Source organism: Amaricoccus sp. (assembly GCF_047602525.1).
Lineage (GTDB): Bacteria > Pseudomonadota > Alphaproteobacteria > Rhodobacterales > Rhodobacteraceae > Amaricoccus.
Genome location: NZ_JASGHB010000001.1, coordinates 2,777,708 through 2,792,524, shown reverse-complemented (window position 1 = coordinate 2,792,524; position 14,817 = coordinate 2,777,708). Strand labels below are relative to the sequence as shown.

The following is a 14,817-nucleotide window of genomic DNA, read 5'->3' as shown; positions in this document are numbered from 1 at the left end:
GGCCGCTACGCCGCCACCTGCTTCTCGGCCAGCGCCGCGAGGTCGCGGGCAATGCCGAAGGCGCCGACGAGCCGGGCCTTTTCCTCCGCCCACTCCTTGCGGATGACGATGCGGTTGTCCTTGATCCGCGCCGCCCCGCGCTGGTCGTTCAGGAACTGCACCAGACCCGCCGGGCTCGCGTACTTGTCGTTGTGGAAGACCACCGTCGCGCCCTTCGGCCCGCCGTCGAGCTTCGCGATGCCGGCCCGCTTGCAGAGCGCCTTGATGCGGACGATCAGCATCAGCGTCTCGACCTCCGGCGGGATCGGGCCGAAGCGGTCGATCAGTTCGGCGGCAAAGCCCTCCAGCTCCACCTTCCGCTCTAGCGACGACAGCCGGCGATAGAGCCCGAGCCGCACGTCGAGGTCGGGCACATACGGCTCGGGGATCAGCACCGGCACCCCGAGGTTGATCTGCGGCGACCACTCGCCGCCTTCGTCGGCCAGCTCGATGTCGCCCGAGCGGAGCTTGGCGATCGCCTCCTCCAGCATCTCCTGGTAAAGCTCGAACCCCACCTCGCGCACCTGCCCGGACTGCTCGTCGCCGAGCAGGTTGCCCGCGCCGCGGATGTCGAGGTCCTGGCTCGCCAGCGTGAAGCCCGCCCCGAGCGAGTCGAGCGAGCCCAGCACGCGCAGCCGCTTCTCCGCCTGCGGCGTCAGCTTCTTGCGCGGCTCGGTCATGAAGAACGCATAGGCGCGCAGCTTCGAGCGCCCGACCCGGCCGCGGATCTGGTAGAGCTGCGCCAGCCCGAACATGTCCGCCCGCTCGACGATCAGCGTGTTCGCCGCCGGGATGTCGAGGCCCGACTCCACGATCGTCGTCGAGACCAGCACGTCGAAGGCGCCGTCGTAGAAGGCATTCATCCGCTCGTCGAGGTCGGTCGCCGCCATCTGGCCGTGGGCGATCTGGAACTTCACCTCCGGCACCTGCTCGCGCAGGAACTCCGCCACCGGCTCGAGGTCGGAGATCCGCGGCACGACGTAGAACGACTGCCCGCCGCGATAGTGCTCGCGCAGCAGCGCCTCGCGCACGGTCAGCGGGTCGAACTCCGAGACGTAGGTGCGGATCGCCAGCCGGTCGACGGGCGGCGTCGCGATGAGCGATAGCTCCCGCACGCCGGAGAGCGCCATCTGCAAGGTCCGCGGGATCGGCGTCGCGGTCAGCGTCAGCACGTGCACGTCCGAGCGCAGCGCCTTCAGCCGCTCCTTGTGGCCGACGCCGAAATGCTGCTCCTCGTCGATGATGAGCAGGCCGAGGTGGCGGAACTGGATCGTCTTCGCCAGCACCGCGTGGGTGCCGACGACGATCTCGACCGTGCCGTCGGCAAGCCCCGCGCGCGTCTCGGCCGCGTCTTTCGCCGAGACGAAGCGCGAGAGCTGCCGCACGCGGATCGGCAGGCCACGGAACCGCTCGGCAAAGTTCTTGTAGTGCTGCCGCGCCAGCAGCGTCGTCGGCGCGATCACCGCCACCTGCCCGCCCGACATCGCCGCGACATAGGCCGCCCGCAGGGCGACCTCGGTCTTGCCGAAGCCGACATCGCCGCAGACCAGCCGGTCCATCGGGCTGCCGGAGGCAAGATCGCCGAGCACGTCCTCGATCGCCGACAGCTGGTCGTCGGTCTCGGTGTAGGGGAAGCGGGCGCAGAAGCTCTCCCAGTCCTGATGGTCGGTCGGCTCCATCACCGCGCCCTTGCGGATCGCCCGCTCCGCCGCGATGCGGATCAGCCGCTCCGCCATGTCGCGGATGCGCTGCTTCAGCTTGGCCTTCTTCGCCTGCCACGCCCCGCCGCCGAGCCGGTCGAGCAGGCCCTCCTCATGGCCATAGCGCGAGAGAAGCTCGATGTTCTCTACCGGCAGATACAGCTTGTCGCCGCCGGCATACTCGATCAGCAGGCACTCGTGCGGCGCGCCCATCGCCGTCACGGTCTCGAGCCCCTTGTACCGCCCGATGCCGTGGTCGACGTGCACGACGAGATCGCCGGGCGTGAGGCCCGCCGCCTCGGTCAGGAAGTTCTCCGCCTTGCGCCGCCGGCGCGGTGCCCGGATCAGCCGGTCGCCGAGCACGTCCTGCTCCGAGACGACGGTCAGCCCCGGCGCCTCGAACCCGTGCTCCAGCGGCCAGACCGCCAGCGAGAGGCCGTTGTCGCCGCGCAGGTCGGCCGCCCGCGCGATCTCGCGCGCGTCCGTGACGCCGTTGTCGCGGAGCAGTCCCATCAGCCGCTCGCGCGCGCCCTTGGAATAGCTCGCGATCACCACGTCGCCCGCGCGGCGCCGCGCCTTCACGTGATCGGCCAGCGCGCCGAACAGGCTCACCCGCTCCTGCTGCCGCTCCGGGGCGAAGTCCCGCCCGATCCGCCCGCCCGCGTCGATCACGCCGGGCCCGAGCGGCTGCGGCAGCGCCGCGAGCTGGTGCAGCGGCCGCCCGGCCACGGCCGCGTCGAACGCCGGATCGTCAAGGTAGAGCTTCGCCCGGCGGCACCGGCTTGTAGACCGTGCCGAGCCGCGACTTCGCCGCCAGCGCCGACGTGCGCGCGTCGTACTGCTCCGACAGCGCCGCCCAGCGCGCCACCCGCGCCGCGCCCGTCTGGTCGTCGAGCAGCACCGGCGCGCCGGGCAGGTAGTCGAAGATCGTCTCCAGCCGCGCGTGGAAGAACGGCAGCCAGTGCTCCATGCCCTGATGCTTGCGGCCCGCGCTCACCGCTTCGTAGAGCGGATCGTCGTTGCCGGCGGCGCCGAACATCGCGCGGTAGCGGGTGCGGAACCGCTGGATGCCGTCGTCGTCGAGGATCACCTCCGAGACCGGCGCCAGCTCCACCCGGCGCACCGTCTCGCTGGTGCGCTGCGTCTCGGGATCGAACCGCCGCGCGCTTTCCAGCACATCGCCGAACAGGTCGAGCCGCACCGGCTGCCGCGTTCCCGGCGGGAAGATGTCGACGAGCCCGCCGCGCACGGCGAATTCGCCCGGCTCGGTCACGGTGGGCGTCTGGGTATAGCCCATGCGCACGAGGTACGCGCGCAGGCCGCGCTCGTCGACACGGCCGCCCACCTCGGCAACGAAGCTCGCGGCCGCCAGGACGTCGCGCGCCGGCACCCGCTGGGTCGCCGCGTTGATGGTGGTCAGGATCGCCGCCGGCCGGGAGAAACCGCGGGCGAGCGCCGCGAGCGTCGCCATCCGCCGCGCGGCGATCTCCGGGTTCGGCGAGATGCGGTCGTAGGGCAGGCAGTCCCACGCCGGAAACGACAGCACCGGCACGTCCGGCGCGAAGAAGCGCAGCGCGGCGCGCAGACCCTCCAGCCGCGCGTCGTCGCGGGCGACGTGGATCACCGGCCCGCCGGCGCGTGCGATCACCTCCGCCAGATAGCGGGCGTCGAATCCTTCGGGACAGCCGCCGACGAGCAGGCGTCCGGGGCGAAGCGGCCGGAGTTCGGTCATGGTCCCGCGACCTAGCGCAAGGCCGGTGGGCTGACAAGCGGCGCCCTCGCGGCCGGCGCGCCCGTCCGACCGCCCGCCCCTCAGACCGCCCGCCCCTCAGACCGCCCGCCCCTCAGACCGCCCGGCCGTGCAGCAGCACCGCGGTGGCGATTGCTGCGAGCATCGCCACCACCGCAATCGTCTGGTGGCAGATCCGCCGCCAGCCGAGCGCGAGCACCAGATGCGGCCCGACCAGGCGGCTCTGCCGCAGATAGAGTGACAGCCGGACGTTGGAGTAGCCGATCGCGGCCAGGGGCGCGAGCAGGAACAGCACGGCCTGCGCCGCCTCGATGCCGCTGCCGAAGCCGATGCCGGCAAGGCCGGCGATGACGAAGCCGGCAGCAGCGGCGATCGCCGGGCCGGCCCGGTCCGAGACGCCGGCGACGCGCTCCGCGGCGATCCCCGCGAGCAGGTCGACCCGCGCGGCGGCGTCGCCGTCGCGGCGGGCGCGCACCAGCATGTCGGTCGGCACGCCGAGCGTGCGGGCGCAGACGACCGACCAGACGACCACGTGGAGGACCCAGTACCAGGGGCTGTCGAAATGCGCGGTGGCGAGCAAGCGGATCAAGGCCCCGGGGGAGAACGGCTCGGGCCGGCATCCCGTGCCGGCTCTCCTTGAGTGGCGGCTGGCGGCGCGGGCGTCAACCGAAACGGCGTCACAGGGTCAACGCGGTCCGAAGGCGGGCAACGCGGGCCTGAGGCCGGAGGGCTTGAGGCTGGAGGGCGCGCGTGCCAGACGATCCGGGCCATCGTTTCGCCCGGAGTCCGGCCATGCACCCGATCGCCCCGTTTCCGCACAACCGGCCCCGCCGCCTGCGCCGGACGCCGTGGATCCGCGACCTCGTCGCCGAGCATCGCCTGACCACGGCCGACCTGATCTGGCCGATCTTCGTGCGCGACGGGCGCGACGTCGCCGAGCCCATCGCCTCGCTCCCCGGGGTCGACCGCCTGTCGATCGACCGGGCCGTGCGCGCGGCGGAGGAGGCGGCGGGGCTCGGCATCCCCTGCCTCGCGCTCTTCCCCTACACCGACGCGCGCGACAAGAACCGCGAGGCCACCGAGGCGTGGAACCCGGAAAACCTCGTCTGCCGCGCCACGCGGGCGATCAAGGCGGCGGTGCCGGACATCGGCATCCTGCTCGACGTGGCGCTCGATCCCTACAACGCCGACGGCCACGACGGTCTGGTCCGCGACGGCGTGGTCCTGAACGACGAGACGCTGGTGGCGCTGGAGAAGATGGCGCTGGCGCAGGCCGAGGCCGGCTGCGACATCCTCGGGCCGTCCGACATGATGGACGGCCGCATCGGCGTGATCCGCGCGGCGCTGGAGCGCGAGGGCTTTCAGGACACCGCGATCATGAGCTACGCGGCCAAGTACGCCTCGTGCTTCTACGGGCCGTTCCGCGACGCGGTGGGCGCGACCGGCGCGCTCAAGGGCGACAAGAAGACCTACCAGATGGACCCGGCCAACACCGACGAGGCGCTGCGCGAGGTGGCGGCGGACCTCGCCGAGGGCGCGGACATGGTGATGGTGAAGCCCGGCCTGCCCTATCTCGACGTCTGCGCCCGGGTGAAGGCCGAGTTCGGCGTGCCGACCTACGCCTACCAGATCTCGGGCGAATACGCGATGATCGAGGCGGCGGCGGCGAACGGCTGGATCGACGGCGACAAGGCGATGCTCGAGACGCTGCTCGCATTCAAGCGCGCCGGCTGCGACGGGATCCTCACCTACCTCGCTCCTCGCGCCGCCCGGATGCTGCGCGGGGGGTGAGGCGCCGCGTGTCGCCTCACCCTGCGCCGAGCGCCTTCCCCAGCCGGGGCAGGCCCGCCCGCTTCAGGAGCGGGCGCAGCGCCTGCGGCCGGCCGGACGCCGCCTCGGCCCGCTCGCGCACCGCCTCGGCCACACTGCCGAGGCCGATCCCCTCGCCGGCCAGCTCCACGAGAAAGCCGTCCGGCTCGCGCAGCAGCACGCCGTGCCGTCCGAGGGTCCGGGTGGGGAAATCGGCGCGGTTCCGCGTCATCAGCACCCCGGCGCCGCCGGCGATCGCCGCGGCCAGCACGTGCCGGTCGTCCGGGTCGGGAAGCGACAGGCTGGCGACCAGATCCTCGGGCACCGCCACCTCCGCCGCTGGCCAGCGGTCGCGCAGCACCGCGATCTCGGCCCGGGCCACCGCCTCCGCGCCCGGCGGCAGGCGGCGGGTTGCGCGCGCCCATTCCTCCAGCAGACGCGCCGACCAGACCGGCTCGAAGCCGCCCGCCGCCGCCGCGCCGAGCAGGACCTCGCGCAGCACCGTCGGGAACAGCACGCAGGCGTCGAGCAGCACCCGCATCAGTCGAGCCGCAGGAACAGCGCCTTGAGATAGCTCGTCTCGGCCAGATCGGCGTGGACCGGATGATCGGGCCCGGCGCTGCCGACATGCAGCACCTGCGCCTGCCGCCCGGCCTTCGCCACCCCGCGCAGGCTCGCCTCGCGGAACTTCGCGAGGTCGGCGGCGTGGCTGCACGAGCAGAGGACGAGAAAGCCGTCCGCCTCGGTCAGCGCCGCCCCGAGCCGGGCGACCCGCTCGTAGGCGCGCAGCCCGGCATCGAGCGCCGCCTTGGCCGGCGCGAAGGCCGGCGGGTCGCAGACGACGAGGCCGAAGCGGCGTCCCTCGGCCGCGAGGCCCGCCATCGCGTCGAACGCGTCGGCCTTCTGCGTGGTGAACCGCCCGGCGACCCCGCCCGCCACCGCGCCCTGCTCGGCGAGCGCCAGTGCCGGGGCGGAGCCATCGACGGCGAGCACCGAGCTTGCCCCGGCCGCCAGTGCGGCGAGGCCGAAGCCGCCGACATGGGCGAAGACGTCGAGCACGCTCCGCCCGCGGCCGAGCCGCGCGGCAAAGGCGTGGTTCGGCCGCTGGTCGTAGAACAGGCCGGTCTTCTGGCCGCCGGTCAGGTCGGCGAGATAGGTCGCCCCGTTCATCGGCACCGCCACCGGCCCGTCGAGCGCGCCGGTGAGCACGCCCGAGGCATCGTCGAGCCCTTCGAGGCTGCGTGCCCGGCCGGCGGCGTTCTTCACCACCGTGGCGATGCCGGTGACATCCACCAGCGCCGCCACCAGCTCGTCGAGCCGGGCGTCGGCCCAGGCGGCATTCGGCTGGATGACCGCGGCCTCGCCGAAGCGGTCGATGACCACCCCGGGCAGTCCGTCGCCCTCGGCGTGGACAAGGCGATAGAACGGCGCGTCGAACATCGTCTCGCGCAGGGCCAGCGCGCGGCGCAGCCGGCCCGCGAACCAGTCGCGGCCGATCTCGGCCGCCGGATCGGCGTCGAGCCGGCGCAGCGCGATCTTCGAGGCCGGGTTGAACGCCGCGGTGGCGAGCGGCCGGCGCTCGGCGTCCTCCACCGTCACGACCGAGCCCGGGGCGATCGCCCGGGTGCGCCGGTCGAGCACCACCTCGTCGGCGTAGGCCCACGGCCCGAGGCCGCGGCGGCGCCGGTCGGGGCGCAGGCGCACGACGGCGCGGCGCGCGTCGGCACCGGAGGGGGGCTCGGGGGTCTCGTCGGGAAGGTCGGGGGCGTCGCTCATGGAGGCGTCCTGCCCGAGCGGCGGGGAAATGTCGAGCGGCGGCATTTGCCCTCGCCGCCGCCGCTGCTAGATGAGGCGCGGCATGGGAGGCACGAGCATGGCAGCGATCGTTTCGGTCGAGAACCTGCGCAAGGTCTACGACAGCGGCTTCGAGGCGCTGAAGGGCGTCGACCTCGCGATCGAGCAGGGCGAGATCCTGGCGCTGCTCGGGCCGAACGGCGCGGGCAAGACCACGCTGATCTCGACGATCTGCGGCATCACCCGCCCGACCTCGGGCCGGGTCACGGTGGCCGGGCACGATGTCGTCACCGACTACCGCGCCAGCCGCAAGCTGATCGGCCTCGTGCCGCAGGAGATCACGCTGGAGCCCTTCACCAAGGTCGCCGTCACCGCGCGGTTCAGCCGCGGCCTGTTCGGCGCGCCGCCGGACGAGTCCTACATCGAGCGGCTGCTGAAGCAGCTCTCGCTCTGGGACAAGCGCGACGCGATGACCAAGGAGCTGTCCGGCGGCATGAAGCGCCGGGTGCTGATCGCCAAGGCGCTGTCGCACCGGCCGCGGGTGCTGTTCCTCGACGAGCCGACCGCGGGCGTCGACGTCGAGCTGCGCAAGTCGATGTGGGAGGTGGTGGCCGCGCTGCGCGCCGAGGGCGTGACGATCATCCTGACCACGCACTACATCGAGGAGGCGGAGGAGATCGCCGACCGGGTCGCCGTCATCAACGGCGGCCAGATCCTGCTGGTCGAGGAGAAGGACCGCCTGATGCAGCGGATGGGTCGCAAGGAACTGGTGATCGAGCTGCAGAGCCCGGTCGAGGCGGTCCCGGAGGCGCTCGCGGCGTTCGGCCTCGAGCGCGGCGACGACGGGCGCACGCTCACCTATGCCTACGACCGGGCGGCGGAGCGGACGGGGATCGTCTCGCTCCTGAGCGCGCTGTCGGAGGCGGGGCTGGTGCTGCGCGACCTGCAGACCCGGCAGAACTCGCTCGAGGACATCTTCGTCGGCCTCGTGAAGGAAGAAGCATGAACTGGCGCGCGATCTGGACGATCTACCGCTCGGAGATGTCGCGCACGTTCCGCACGCTGGTGCAGAGCCTGGTGGCGCCGATCATCTCCACCTCGCTCTATTTCGTGGTGTTCGGCACCGCGATCGGCTCGCGGATCGACACGGTCGACGGCGTGGCCTACGGCGCGTTCATCGTGCCGGGCCTCATCATGCTGACCGTGCTGATGCAGTCGATCTCCAACGCTTCGTTCGGTATCTACTTCCCGAAGTTCATCGGCACGATCTACGAGGTGCTGTCCGCGCCGGTGTCGTTCCTCGAGGTGGTGGTCGGCTACGTCGGGGCGGCGGCAACGAAGTCGCTGATGATCGGGCTCGTCATCTACCTCACGGCGAACCTGTTCGTGACGCTGCCGGTCAATCATCCCCTGGCGGCGCTGGGCTTTCTGGTGCTGACCTGCGTCAGCTTCTCGCTCTTCGGCTTCATCATCGGCATCTGGGCGAAGAACTTCGAGCAGCTGCAGCTGGTGCCGCTTCTGGTCATCAACCCGCTGGTGTTCCTCGGAGGCGCGTTCTACTCGATCTCGATGCTGCCGCCGGTCTGGCAGACGATCACGCTGTTCAATCCGGTGGTCTACCTCATCTCCGGCTTTCGCTGGTCGTTCTTCGGGATGGCGGACGTGAGCGTCGGCTTCAGCCTCGCGGCGATCGGGCTCTTCACCGGGCTGTGCCTGCTGGCGATCTGGTGGATCTTCCGCACCGGCTGGCGGATCAGGAGCTAGCGGCGGCGGATCGCGTCGAGGGCGCGGGCGCGGGCGGCGGGCAGGGTCTCGCGCGGCAGTCCCGGCGCGACGCGGGCGTCGAGGAAGTGGCCGGTGAGGGCGAGGGCGGCGGCCACCTCCGACGCCGGGGGCGGGGCGTCCCAGCCGTCGCGCAGGAACGCCGGCAGCGGCAGCAGGCGGTCGGCCCAGGGGGCGGCGGCGGTTCGGCTGGCGGCGCGGCCGGTCTGCGGCGAGACGAAGGCGAGGTCGTCCGTCGCGCCGGTGAGCGCGCAGCGGGCGAGGTCGAGGCCGAAGCCCAGTTCCGCGAGCAGGCCGAGTTCCCACGCGGCATAGCGGGCGGGCCAGTCCGGCGCGCGCCCGAGGGCCTCCACCAGCGCGCAGGTCCGGGCGTGCAGGTCCGGGTGCGGGTCGCGCTCGGGGAGGGTGGCGCCGAGCAGCGCGGCGACGGAGGCGAGGGTCGCGAGCGCGGCGCCGTCGGCCATCAGCGCGGCGGGGACGGGGGCGAGCGGCTCGACGCGGAAGCTGCCGAGGTGCTCCTCGAGCCGGGCCGACCAGTCGACGGCGAGGCGGGCGCCCGGTTGCAGGACCGGCGCGAGCCGACGGCCGGCGCCGCCGCGCACGACCCCGGCGTGGCGGCCGTGGGCCCGGGTCAGCAGCTCGACGATGGCGGCGCTTTCGCCGTGGCGGCGGGCGGAGATGAGGATGCCTTCGTCGCGCCAGTCCATGGCGCTTCCATAGCCTGTCGCGGGCTTGAGGGCGAGGCGTGCTGCCTTTAGCGTGGCGGCCCATGGCGGAGCTTCTCTTCATCACCCACCCGGAGGTCGTGATGGACCCCGGGCAGCCGGTCGCGCGGTGGCATCTCTCGTCCGCCGGAATCGCGCGGGCGCGCGTCTTCGCGGAAAGTGGCGTCGCGGACGGGGTCTCGGTGGTCTGGGCGAGCGCCGAGACCAAGGCGATCGAGACGGCGGGGATCGTCGCCGCACGCCTCGGGCTCGGCGTGGCGGTGGAGCCGGGGCTCGGGGAGAACGACCGGAGCGCGACGGGGTTCCTGCCGCCGGCCGAGTTCGAGCGCACGGCGGACGCCTTCTTCGCCCGACCGGAGGAGAGCGTGCGCGGCTGGGAGCGGGCGGTGGATGCGCAGGCGCGGGTCAGCGCCGCCGTCCGCCGGATCGTGGCCGGGCATGAGGCGGGTGATCTCGCCGTCGTGGCGCACGGGGCGGTGGGGGCGCTGCTGCTCGCCGCGCTCGAAGGGGCGGCGATCGGGCGGCAGTGGGACCAGCCGTTCCAGGGGCATTTCTGGCGGGCGCGGCTGCCGGATCTCGCCGCACTCCACGGCTGGCGGGAGATCGCGTCGCGAGGTTAATCCGCGAGGCCCGGTTCGCTGAGCAGGGTGCGCCCCTGCCGGTCCTCGACCTCGACGATCCAGAGGTCGGGGTCGAAGCGGCGCTGGCGGGTGAGCGCGGCCTCGACCTCGGCGTCGGGGCCGTCGGCGATGGGCGTCCAGACCCGGGCACCGGCGGCGTCCCAGCTGCGGGCGAAGGCGGCGGCCGTGCCGTCGAGGCGGTTCGCCTTGACGACGACGGCGCCGGCGGTGGCGTCGCCCCGGGCGACGACGAAGGCCGGGATCTCGGCGAGGCGCAGGCGGGCAAGGTAGGCGGCGACCCAGAATTCGGCGGTGAGGCGCGTCACGGCTCGCCGTCGGAGAAGTCGAGGCCGATCTCGCCGTAGCGCTCGCGCTCTTCCAGCCAGCCGGGGCGGACCTTGACCGTCAGGAACAGGTGCACCTCGCGGCCGAGGAACGCGGCGATCTCGGCGCGGGCGGCCTGCCCGACGGCCTTGATCGTGGTGCCCTTCGGCCCGAGGGTGATGCCCTTGTGGCCGTCGCGGGCGACATAGACGATCTGGTCGATGCGGACGGAGCCGTCCTTGCGATCCTCCCACTTCTCGGTCTCGACGGTCAGCTCGTAGGGCAGTTCCTGATGCAGGCGCAGGGTCAGCTTCTCGCGCGTCGTCTCGGCGGCGAGGAGGCGCAGGGGCAGGTCGGCGATCTGGTCCTCGGGGTAGAGCCACGGGCCGGCGGGCACCTGCTCGGCCAGCCATTCCATCAGGTCGTCGACGCCGTAGCCGCGTTCGGCGGAGATCATGAACGTGGCGGCGAAGGCGCGCAGGGCGTTCAGCTCGGCGGAGAGGGCGAGCAGGGTCTCGGCCTGCACCCGGTCGATCTTGTTGATGGCGAGCGCCACGGTGCGGTTCGGCGGCAGCTGGGTCGCGAGCGAGTTGAGGATCGAGCGCACGCCATCGGTGATGCCGCGGTGGGCCTCGACGAGGAGCAGGGTGACGTCGGCGTCGGCGGCGCCGCCCCAGGCGGCCTTGACCATGGCGCGGTCGAGGCGGCGACGCGGGCGGAAGAGGCCGGGCGTGTCGACGAAGACGAGCTGTGCCGGGCCCTTCAGCGCGATGCCGCGGACGCGGGTGCGCGTGGTCTGGACCTTGTGGGTGACGATCGAGACCTTGGCGCCGACCATGCGGTTCAGCAGCGTGGACTTGCCGGCGTTGGGTTCGCCGATCAGCGCAATGATGCCGCAGCGGGGGTCAGGGGCGGTCACGGGCGGGCTCCGAAGCGGCTGGGGGCGGAACGGGGGGACTTCATGCGGGAAGGGGCGGTTAATGCGTCGAAGTTGAGGAGGCCAGATCCTGAGGGTCTCCTGCCGTGACGTCGCCCTGTACTGGGAGGCGCCAAGCGGCCGAAGCGGGCTTGCCCGCGAGCCTCGGCGCGACAAGCGAAAGCACTGCTTTCGCCGCGCCAACGGCAGGGAGCGCGGGACGCGCGGAAGCCGTCAGGGGTGGAAATTTCTGCGGAAAAGCACCAATCCGGCCGTGGCTGCCCCGGCTGGCGCGGCAACGCGCCTGCCCCCCGCAGGGGCAGACGCGGACGGATTTGTCGACGGACAAATCCGTCTGGCGTCAGCGTTGCAAACTGCGGGCGGCGGGGAGTTTGCCCCGGAGCGCACAATGCCCCAGTGCGGAAATTCACGCCCCGCCCTCTACCGCGACCAGCAGCGCCTCGGCCGCGGCCTGTTGCGCCGCGCGCTTCGAGGCGGCCTCGCCCTCGGCGTCGCGGCCATCGGCGAGACGGGCGGCGACGCGGAAGAGCGGCGCGTGGTCGGGACCATCGCGGGAGATGTCGACGTACTCGGGCGGCGGCAGGCCGCGCGCCTGCGCCCATTCCTGCAGCGCGGTCTTGGCGTCGCGCGCGATCACGTGGGCGCTGGCGATCCGCGGCCCCCAGGCGGAGAGCACGAGGCGGCGGGCGGCGTCGTAGCCGGCATCGAGATAGACCGCGGCGATCACCGCCTCCATCGCGTCGCCGAGCAGCGCCATCTTCTTGCGGCCGCCGGTCAGCATCTCCGACCGGCCCATGCGAAGCCCGGCGCCGAGCCCGAGCTCGGCGGCGATCTCGGCGCAGGTCTCCTTGCGGACCAGCGCGTTCAGCTGCGTGGCGAGCGCGCCCTCCTGCGCCTTCGGGTCGGCGGCGAGCAGCGCCTCGGCAATGACGAGGCCGAGCACGCGGTCGCCGAGGAATTCCAGCCGCTGGTTGTGACTGGCCGTCGCGAGCGAGGGGTGGGTCAGCGCCTCGACCAGAAGCTCGGGCCGCGCGAAGCTGTGGCCGAGCCGGGCGGCGACCTCCTCGACCGCGCGGCCGGGCTTCAATGGATCGCCTTCAGGAAGCGGTCGGGCCGCCAGGTCCAGAACGCGAGCATGGACGAGCCGCCGGACGAGAAGATGATCCGGTCGGCGCGGCCGATCAGGTTCTCGAACGGCACGAAGCCGACGCCGCCGGCCGAGCGCGGGAAGCGCGAGTCCATCGAGTTGTCGCGGTTGTCGCCCATGAAGAAGAACTCGCCTTCGGGCACGGTGAAGACCGGCGTGTTGTCGCCGAAGCCGTTCTCGAGGTTGAGGATCAGGTGCTCCGGGCCGCCGGGCAGGGCCTCCATCAGCTGGTCCGCCTCGCAGTCGCCACCGGGCGCGGGCTGGTTCTTGCAGCGCGGCGGGCTCGCCATCGGCCCCTGCGGCTCGTTCACCTCGGTGAAGGTGCCGTCCTGGGCCTGGGGCACCGCGACGCCGTTGAGGAAGAGGACGCCGTCCTGCATCTGGATCGTGTCGCCGGGCAGGCCGATCAGCCGCTTGATGTAGTCGGTGCCGTTGGTCGGGTGGCGGAACACCACCACGTCGCCGCGCTTCGGTTCGCGGCCGAGGAGGCGGCCGTCGATCGGGCACATGGCGAACGGGCAGGAATAGCGGGAATAGCCGTAGGCCATCTTGTTGACGAAGAGGAAGTCGCCGATCAGCAGCGTCGGCTTCATCGAGCCCGAGGGGATCCAGAACGGCTGGAAGAACAGGGTGCGGATGACGCCGGCGAGCAGCAGCGCATAGACGATCGTCTTGACGAGTTCCAGAAACCCGCCCTTGGCCTTGGTCTTCGTCGCCATTCAGGATCCGTCCGTGCTGCTGCAGCGCCGCTTGGGCTGAGCGGCCTTGTCGCGCCTGCCCCCTATGCTGTCAAGGCAAGCTCCCGTGGCAGCCGGCCCGCGGCGGCCGGCCCCGCGGCAGTCGTCAGCCGAGGAAGACCTGCGCCGCCGGATAGCGCACCCGCGGCTGGACCCGCGTCGCGAGGAAGAAGCCGAGCGTCAGCGGGCCGACGCGGCCGAGGAACATCACCGCCATGATGACCGCGCGGCCGAAGCCGTCGAGCTGGGGCGTCAGGCCGCGGGAGAGGCCGGTGGTGCCGAAGGCGCTCGCCACCTCGAAGGCGATGTCGAGGAACGCCCCCTGATGCGTCAGGGTGAGCAGGAAGGTGGTGAGGAAGATCACCCCGAGGCTGATCGCGGTCAGCGCCATCACCTTCAGCACCTCCTCGAGGCCGATGGAGCGGCCGAAGGCGTGCAGCTCGGTCTGGCGGCGGAAGAAGGCGACGGTGGCGAGCAGCATCACCATGACCGTCGTCACCTTGATGCCGCCGCCGGTGGAGGTGGGGCCGGCGCCGACGATCATCAGTCCCATGAACAGCGAGGTGGTGCTGTCCTCGAGCCCGGCGACGTCGAGGGTGGTGAAGCCGGCGGTGCGCGGGTTCACCCCCTGGAACCACGCGACGGCGAGCTTCTCGCCCCAGCCGTCGAACTGGCCGAGGGTGCGCGGATTGGACCATTCGAGCCCGGCGAACAGCGCGACGCTGAGCCCGATGAGCGCCACGGTGCCGACCAGCATGAGCTTCGCGTGCAGCGACAGGCGCGGCCAGCTGCGCAGCGTGACGATCTCGGTCAGCACGCCGTAGCCGAGACCGCCGATGATGACGAGCGCGGGCACGGCGAGCGTGACGAGGGGCCGGGTCTGGAACGGCGCGAGGCCGCCCGGCAGCGACGAGTAGCCGGCATTCATGAAGGCCGAGACCGCATGGAAGGCCGCGTGCCACAGGCCGGCGCCGAGGCCGAAGGCCGGGACGAAGACAAAGGCGAGGAGCAGCGTGCCGGCCAGCTCGCAGCCGATCACCACGCGCAGGATGACCGCGAGGAGCGCGATCACCCGGCGGACCGAGGTCTGGTTCAGGTCTTCCTTGAGATAGGCGGAATGGGTGAGGCCGATGGGCAGGCCGAAGGCCGAGAGCACCAGCACGGCGAAGGTCATCAGGCCGAGGCCGCCGAGCTGGATCAGCACGAGAATGACGACATAGCCGAAGGTCGAGAGGTGCTCGGGCAGGCTGATGACGCCGAGGCCGGTGACGGTGACGGCGGCGAGCGCGGTGAAGAGCGCGTCGCCCCAGGAGAACGGAGATGTCTGGGCGGCCGGCAGCATCAGCACCGGGGTGGCGGCGAGGGCGAGCACGATGTTGAAGACGGCGAGCACCAGCGGCGGCGGGAGCCGGAGCACGAGCTTGCCGAGGAGCTGGCGGAGCGGGATGGCCAT

General features: G+C 72.2%; 13 protein-coding genes and 1 pseudogene. 4 read left to right on the top strand and 10 right to left on the bottom strand.

Annotation, left to right across the window (positions count from 1 at the left end; all coding sequences use genetic code 11):
- Positions 1-5 precede the first annotated feature (5 nt).
- Positions 6-3,471: pseudogene (gene mfd, locus QM699_RS14335) on the bottom strand (transcription-repair coupling factor).
- Between the two features lie 112 nt (positions 3,472-3,583).
- Positions 3,584-4,078, bottom strand: coding sequence for a hypothetical protein (locus QM699_RS14330; RefSeq protein ID WP_415011764.1), 495 nt, complete (start codon positions 4,076-4,078; stop codon positions 3,584-3,586).
- A gap of 203 nt (positions 4,079-4,281) precedes the next feature.
- Between QM699_RS14330 and hemB the strand changes: the two genes are divergently transcribed.
- Entirely contained in the window at positions 4,282-5,280 is a 999-nt protein-coding gene (hemB, locus tag QM699_RS14325) for a porphobilinogen synthase (RefSeq protein ID WP_415011763.1), read from the top strand.
- A gap of 16 nt (positions 5,281-5,296) precedes the next feature.
- On the opposite strand, the gene QM699_RS14320 is transcribed toward hemB, so the two are convergent.
- Positions 5,297-5,839 carry an RSP_2648 family PIN domain-containing protein gene (locus QM699_RS14320; protein WP_415011762.1) on the bottom strand — a complete coding sequence of 181 codons (543 nt, stop codon included), beginning with the start codon at positions 5,837-5,839 and terminating at the stop codon, positions 5,297-5,299.
- Positions 5,839-7,074, bottom strand: a complete 1,236-nt coding sequence (locus tag QM699_RS14315) for an RSP_2647 family RNA methyltransferase (RefSeq protein WP_415011761.1) — start codon at positions 7,072-7,074, stop codon at positions 5,839-5,841. The genes QM699_RS14320 and QM699_RS14315 overlap by 1 nt, the downstream gene beginning before the upstream one ends.
- Before the next feature lie 97 nt (positions 7,075-7,171).
- On the opposite strand from QM699_RS14315, the gene QM699_RS14310 reads away from it, so the two are divergent.
- Together QM699_RS14310 and QM699_RS14305 are read left to right on the top strand one after the other, a co-directional pair.
- A complete protein-coding gene (locus QM699_RS14310; protein ID WP_415011760.1) occupies positions 7,172-8,098 on the top strand; it encodes an ABC transporter ATP-binding protein in 927 nt (308 codons plus the stop codon).
- Entirely contained in the window at positions 8,095-8,856 is a 762-nt protein-coding gene (locus tag QM699_RS14305) for an ABC transporter permease (protein ID WP_415011759.1), read from the top strand. The genes QM699_RS14310 and QM699_RS14305 overlap by 4 nt, the downstream gene beginning before the upstream one ends.
- Here QM699_RS14305 and recO read toward each other — a convergent pair.
- Positions 8,853-9,581 carry a DNA repair protein RecO gene (gene recO / locus QM699_RS14300; protein ID WP_415011758.1) on the bottom strand — a complete coding sequence of 243 codons (729 nt, stop codon included), beginning with the start codon at positions 9,579-9,581 and terminating at the stop codon, positions 8,853-8,855. The genes QM699_RS14305 and recO overlap by 4 nt on opposite strands.
- 62 nt (positions 9,582-9,643) lie before the next feature.
- Here recO and QM699_RS14295 point away from each other — a divergent pair, with 62 nt between their 5' ends.
- Complete coding sequence (locus QM699_RS14295; RefSeq protein ID WP_415011757.1) at positions 9,644-10,219, top strand: histidine phosphatase family protein; 576 nt, start codon at positions 9,644-9,646, stop codon at positions 10,217-10,219.
- On the opposite strand, the gene QM699_RS14290 is transcribed toward QM699_RS14295, so the two are convergent.
- The 5 genes from QM699_RS14290 to QM699_RS14270 all read right to left on the bottom strand — a co-directional run bounded on the left by QM699_RS14290 (position 10,216) and on the right by QM699_RS14270 (position 14,817).
- Positions 10,216-10,545 carry a DUF1491 family protein gene (locus QM699_RS14290; protein WP_415011756.1) on the bottom strand — a complete coding sequence of 110 codons (330 nt, stop codon included), beginning with the start codon at positions 10,543-10,545 and terminating at the stop codon, positions 10,216-10,218. The two genes, QM699_RS14295 and QM699_RS14290, sit on opposite strands and share 4 nt — an antisense overlap.
- A complete protein-coding gene (gene era / locus QM699_RS14285) occupies positions 10,542-11,462 on the bottom strand; it encodes a GTPase Era (RefSeq protein WP_415011755.1) in 921 nt (306 codons plus the stop codon). The genes QM699_RS14290 and era overlap by 4 nt, the downstream gene beginning before the upstream one ends.
- 424 nt (positions 11,463-11,886) lie before the next feature.
- Positions 11,887-12,567: a ribonuclease III gene (rnc, locus tag QM699_RS14280; protein WP_415011754.1), complete on the bottom strand. Its 681-nt coding sequence runs from the start codon at positions 12,565-12,567 to the stop codon at positions 11,887-11,889.
- Positions 12,564-13,346: a signal peptidase I gene (gene lepB, locus QM699_RS14275; RefSeq protein ID WP_415011753.1), complete on the bottom strand. Its 783-nt coding sequence runs from the start codon at positions 13,344-13,346 to the stop codon at positions 12,564-12,566. Before lepB ends, rnc begins: the two co-directional genes overlap by 4 nt.
- 124 nt (positions 13,347-13,470) lie before the next feature.
- The gene (locus QM699_RS14270; protein WP_415011752.1) at positions 13,471-14,817 is read right to left on the bottom strand and encodes a TrkH family potassium uptake protein; all 1,347 of its coding nucleotides are present in this window, start codon (positions 14,815-14,817) and stop codon (positions 13,471-13,473) included.

What these genes read in the sequence shown, in the direction of transcription:
- QM699_RS14270 (WP_415011752.1), bottom strand. Translation starts at nt 14,817, where the DNA reads ATGGCCATCCCGCTCCGCCAGCTCCTCGGCAAGCTCGTGCTCCGGCTC.
- QM699_RS14320 (WP_415011762.1), bottom strand. Translation starts at nt 5,839, where the DNA reads ATGCGGGTGCTGCTCGACGCCTGCGTGCTGTTCCCGACGGTGCTGCGC.
- QM699_RS14315 (WP_415011761.1), bottom strand. Translation starts at nt 7,074, where the DNA reads ATGAGCGACGCCCCCGACCTTCCCGACGAGACCCCCGAGCCCCCCTCC.
- lepB (WP_415011753.1), bottom strand. Translation starts at nt 13,346, where the DNA reads ATGGCGACGAAGACCAAGGCCAAGGGCGGGTTTCTGGAACTCGTCAAG.
- QM699_RS14310 (WP_415011760.1), top strand. Translation starts at nt 7,172, where the DNA reads ATGGCAGCGATCGTTTCGGTCGAGAACCTGCGCAAGGTCTACGACAGC.
- recO (WP_415011758.1), bottom strand. Translation starts at nt 9,581, where the DNA reads ATGGACTGGCGCGACGAAGGCATCCTCATCTCCGCCCGCCGCCACGGC.
- QM699_RS14295 (WP_415011757.1), top strand. Translation starts at nt 9,644, where the DNA reads ATGGCGGAGCTTCTCTTCATCACCCACCCGGAGGTCGTGATGGACCCC.
- hemB (WP_415011763.1), top strand. Translation starts at nt 4,282, where the DNA reads ATGCACCCGATCGCCCCGTTTCCGCACAACCGGCCCCGCCGCCTGCGC.
- QM699_RS14305 (WP_415011759.1), top strand. Translation starts at nt 8,095, where the DNA reads ATGAACTGGCGCGCGATCTGGACGATCTACCGCTCGGAGATGTCGCGC.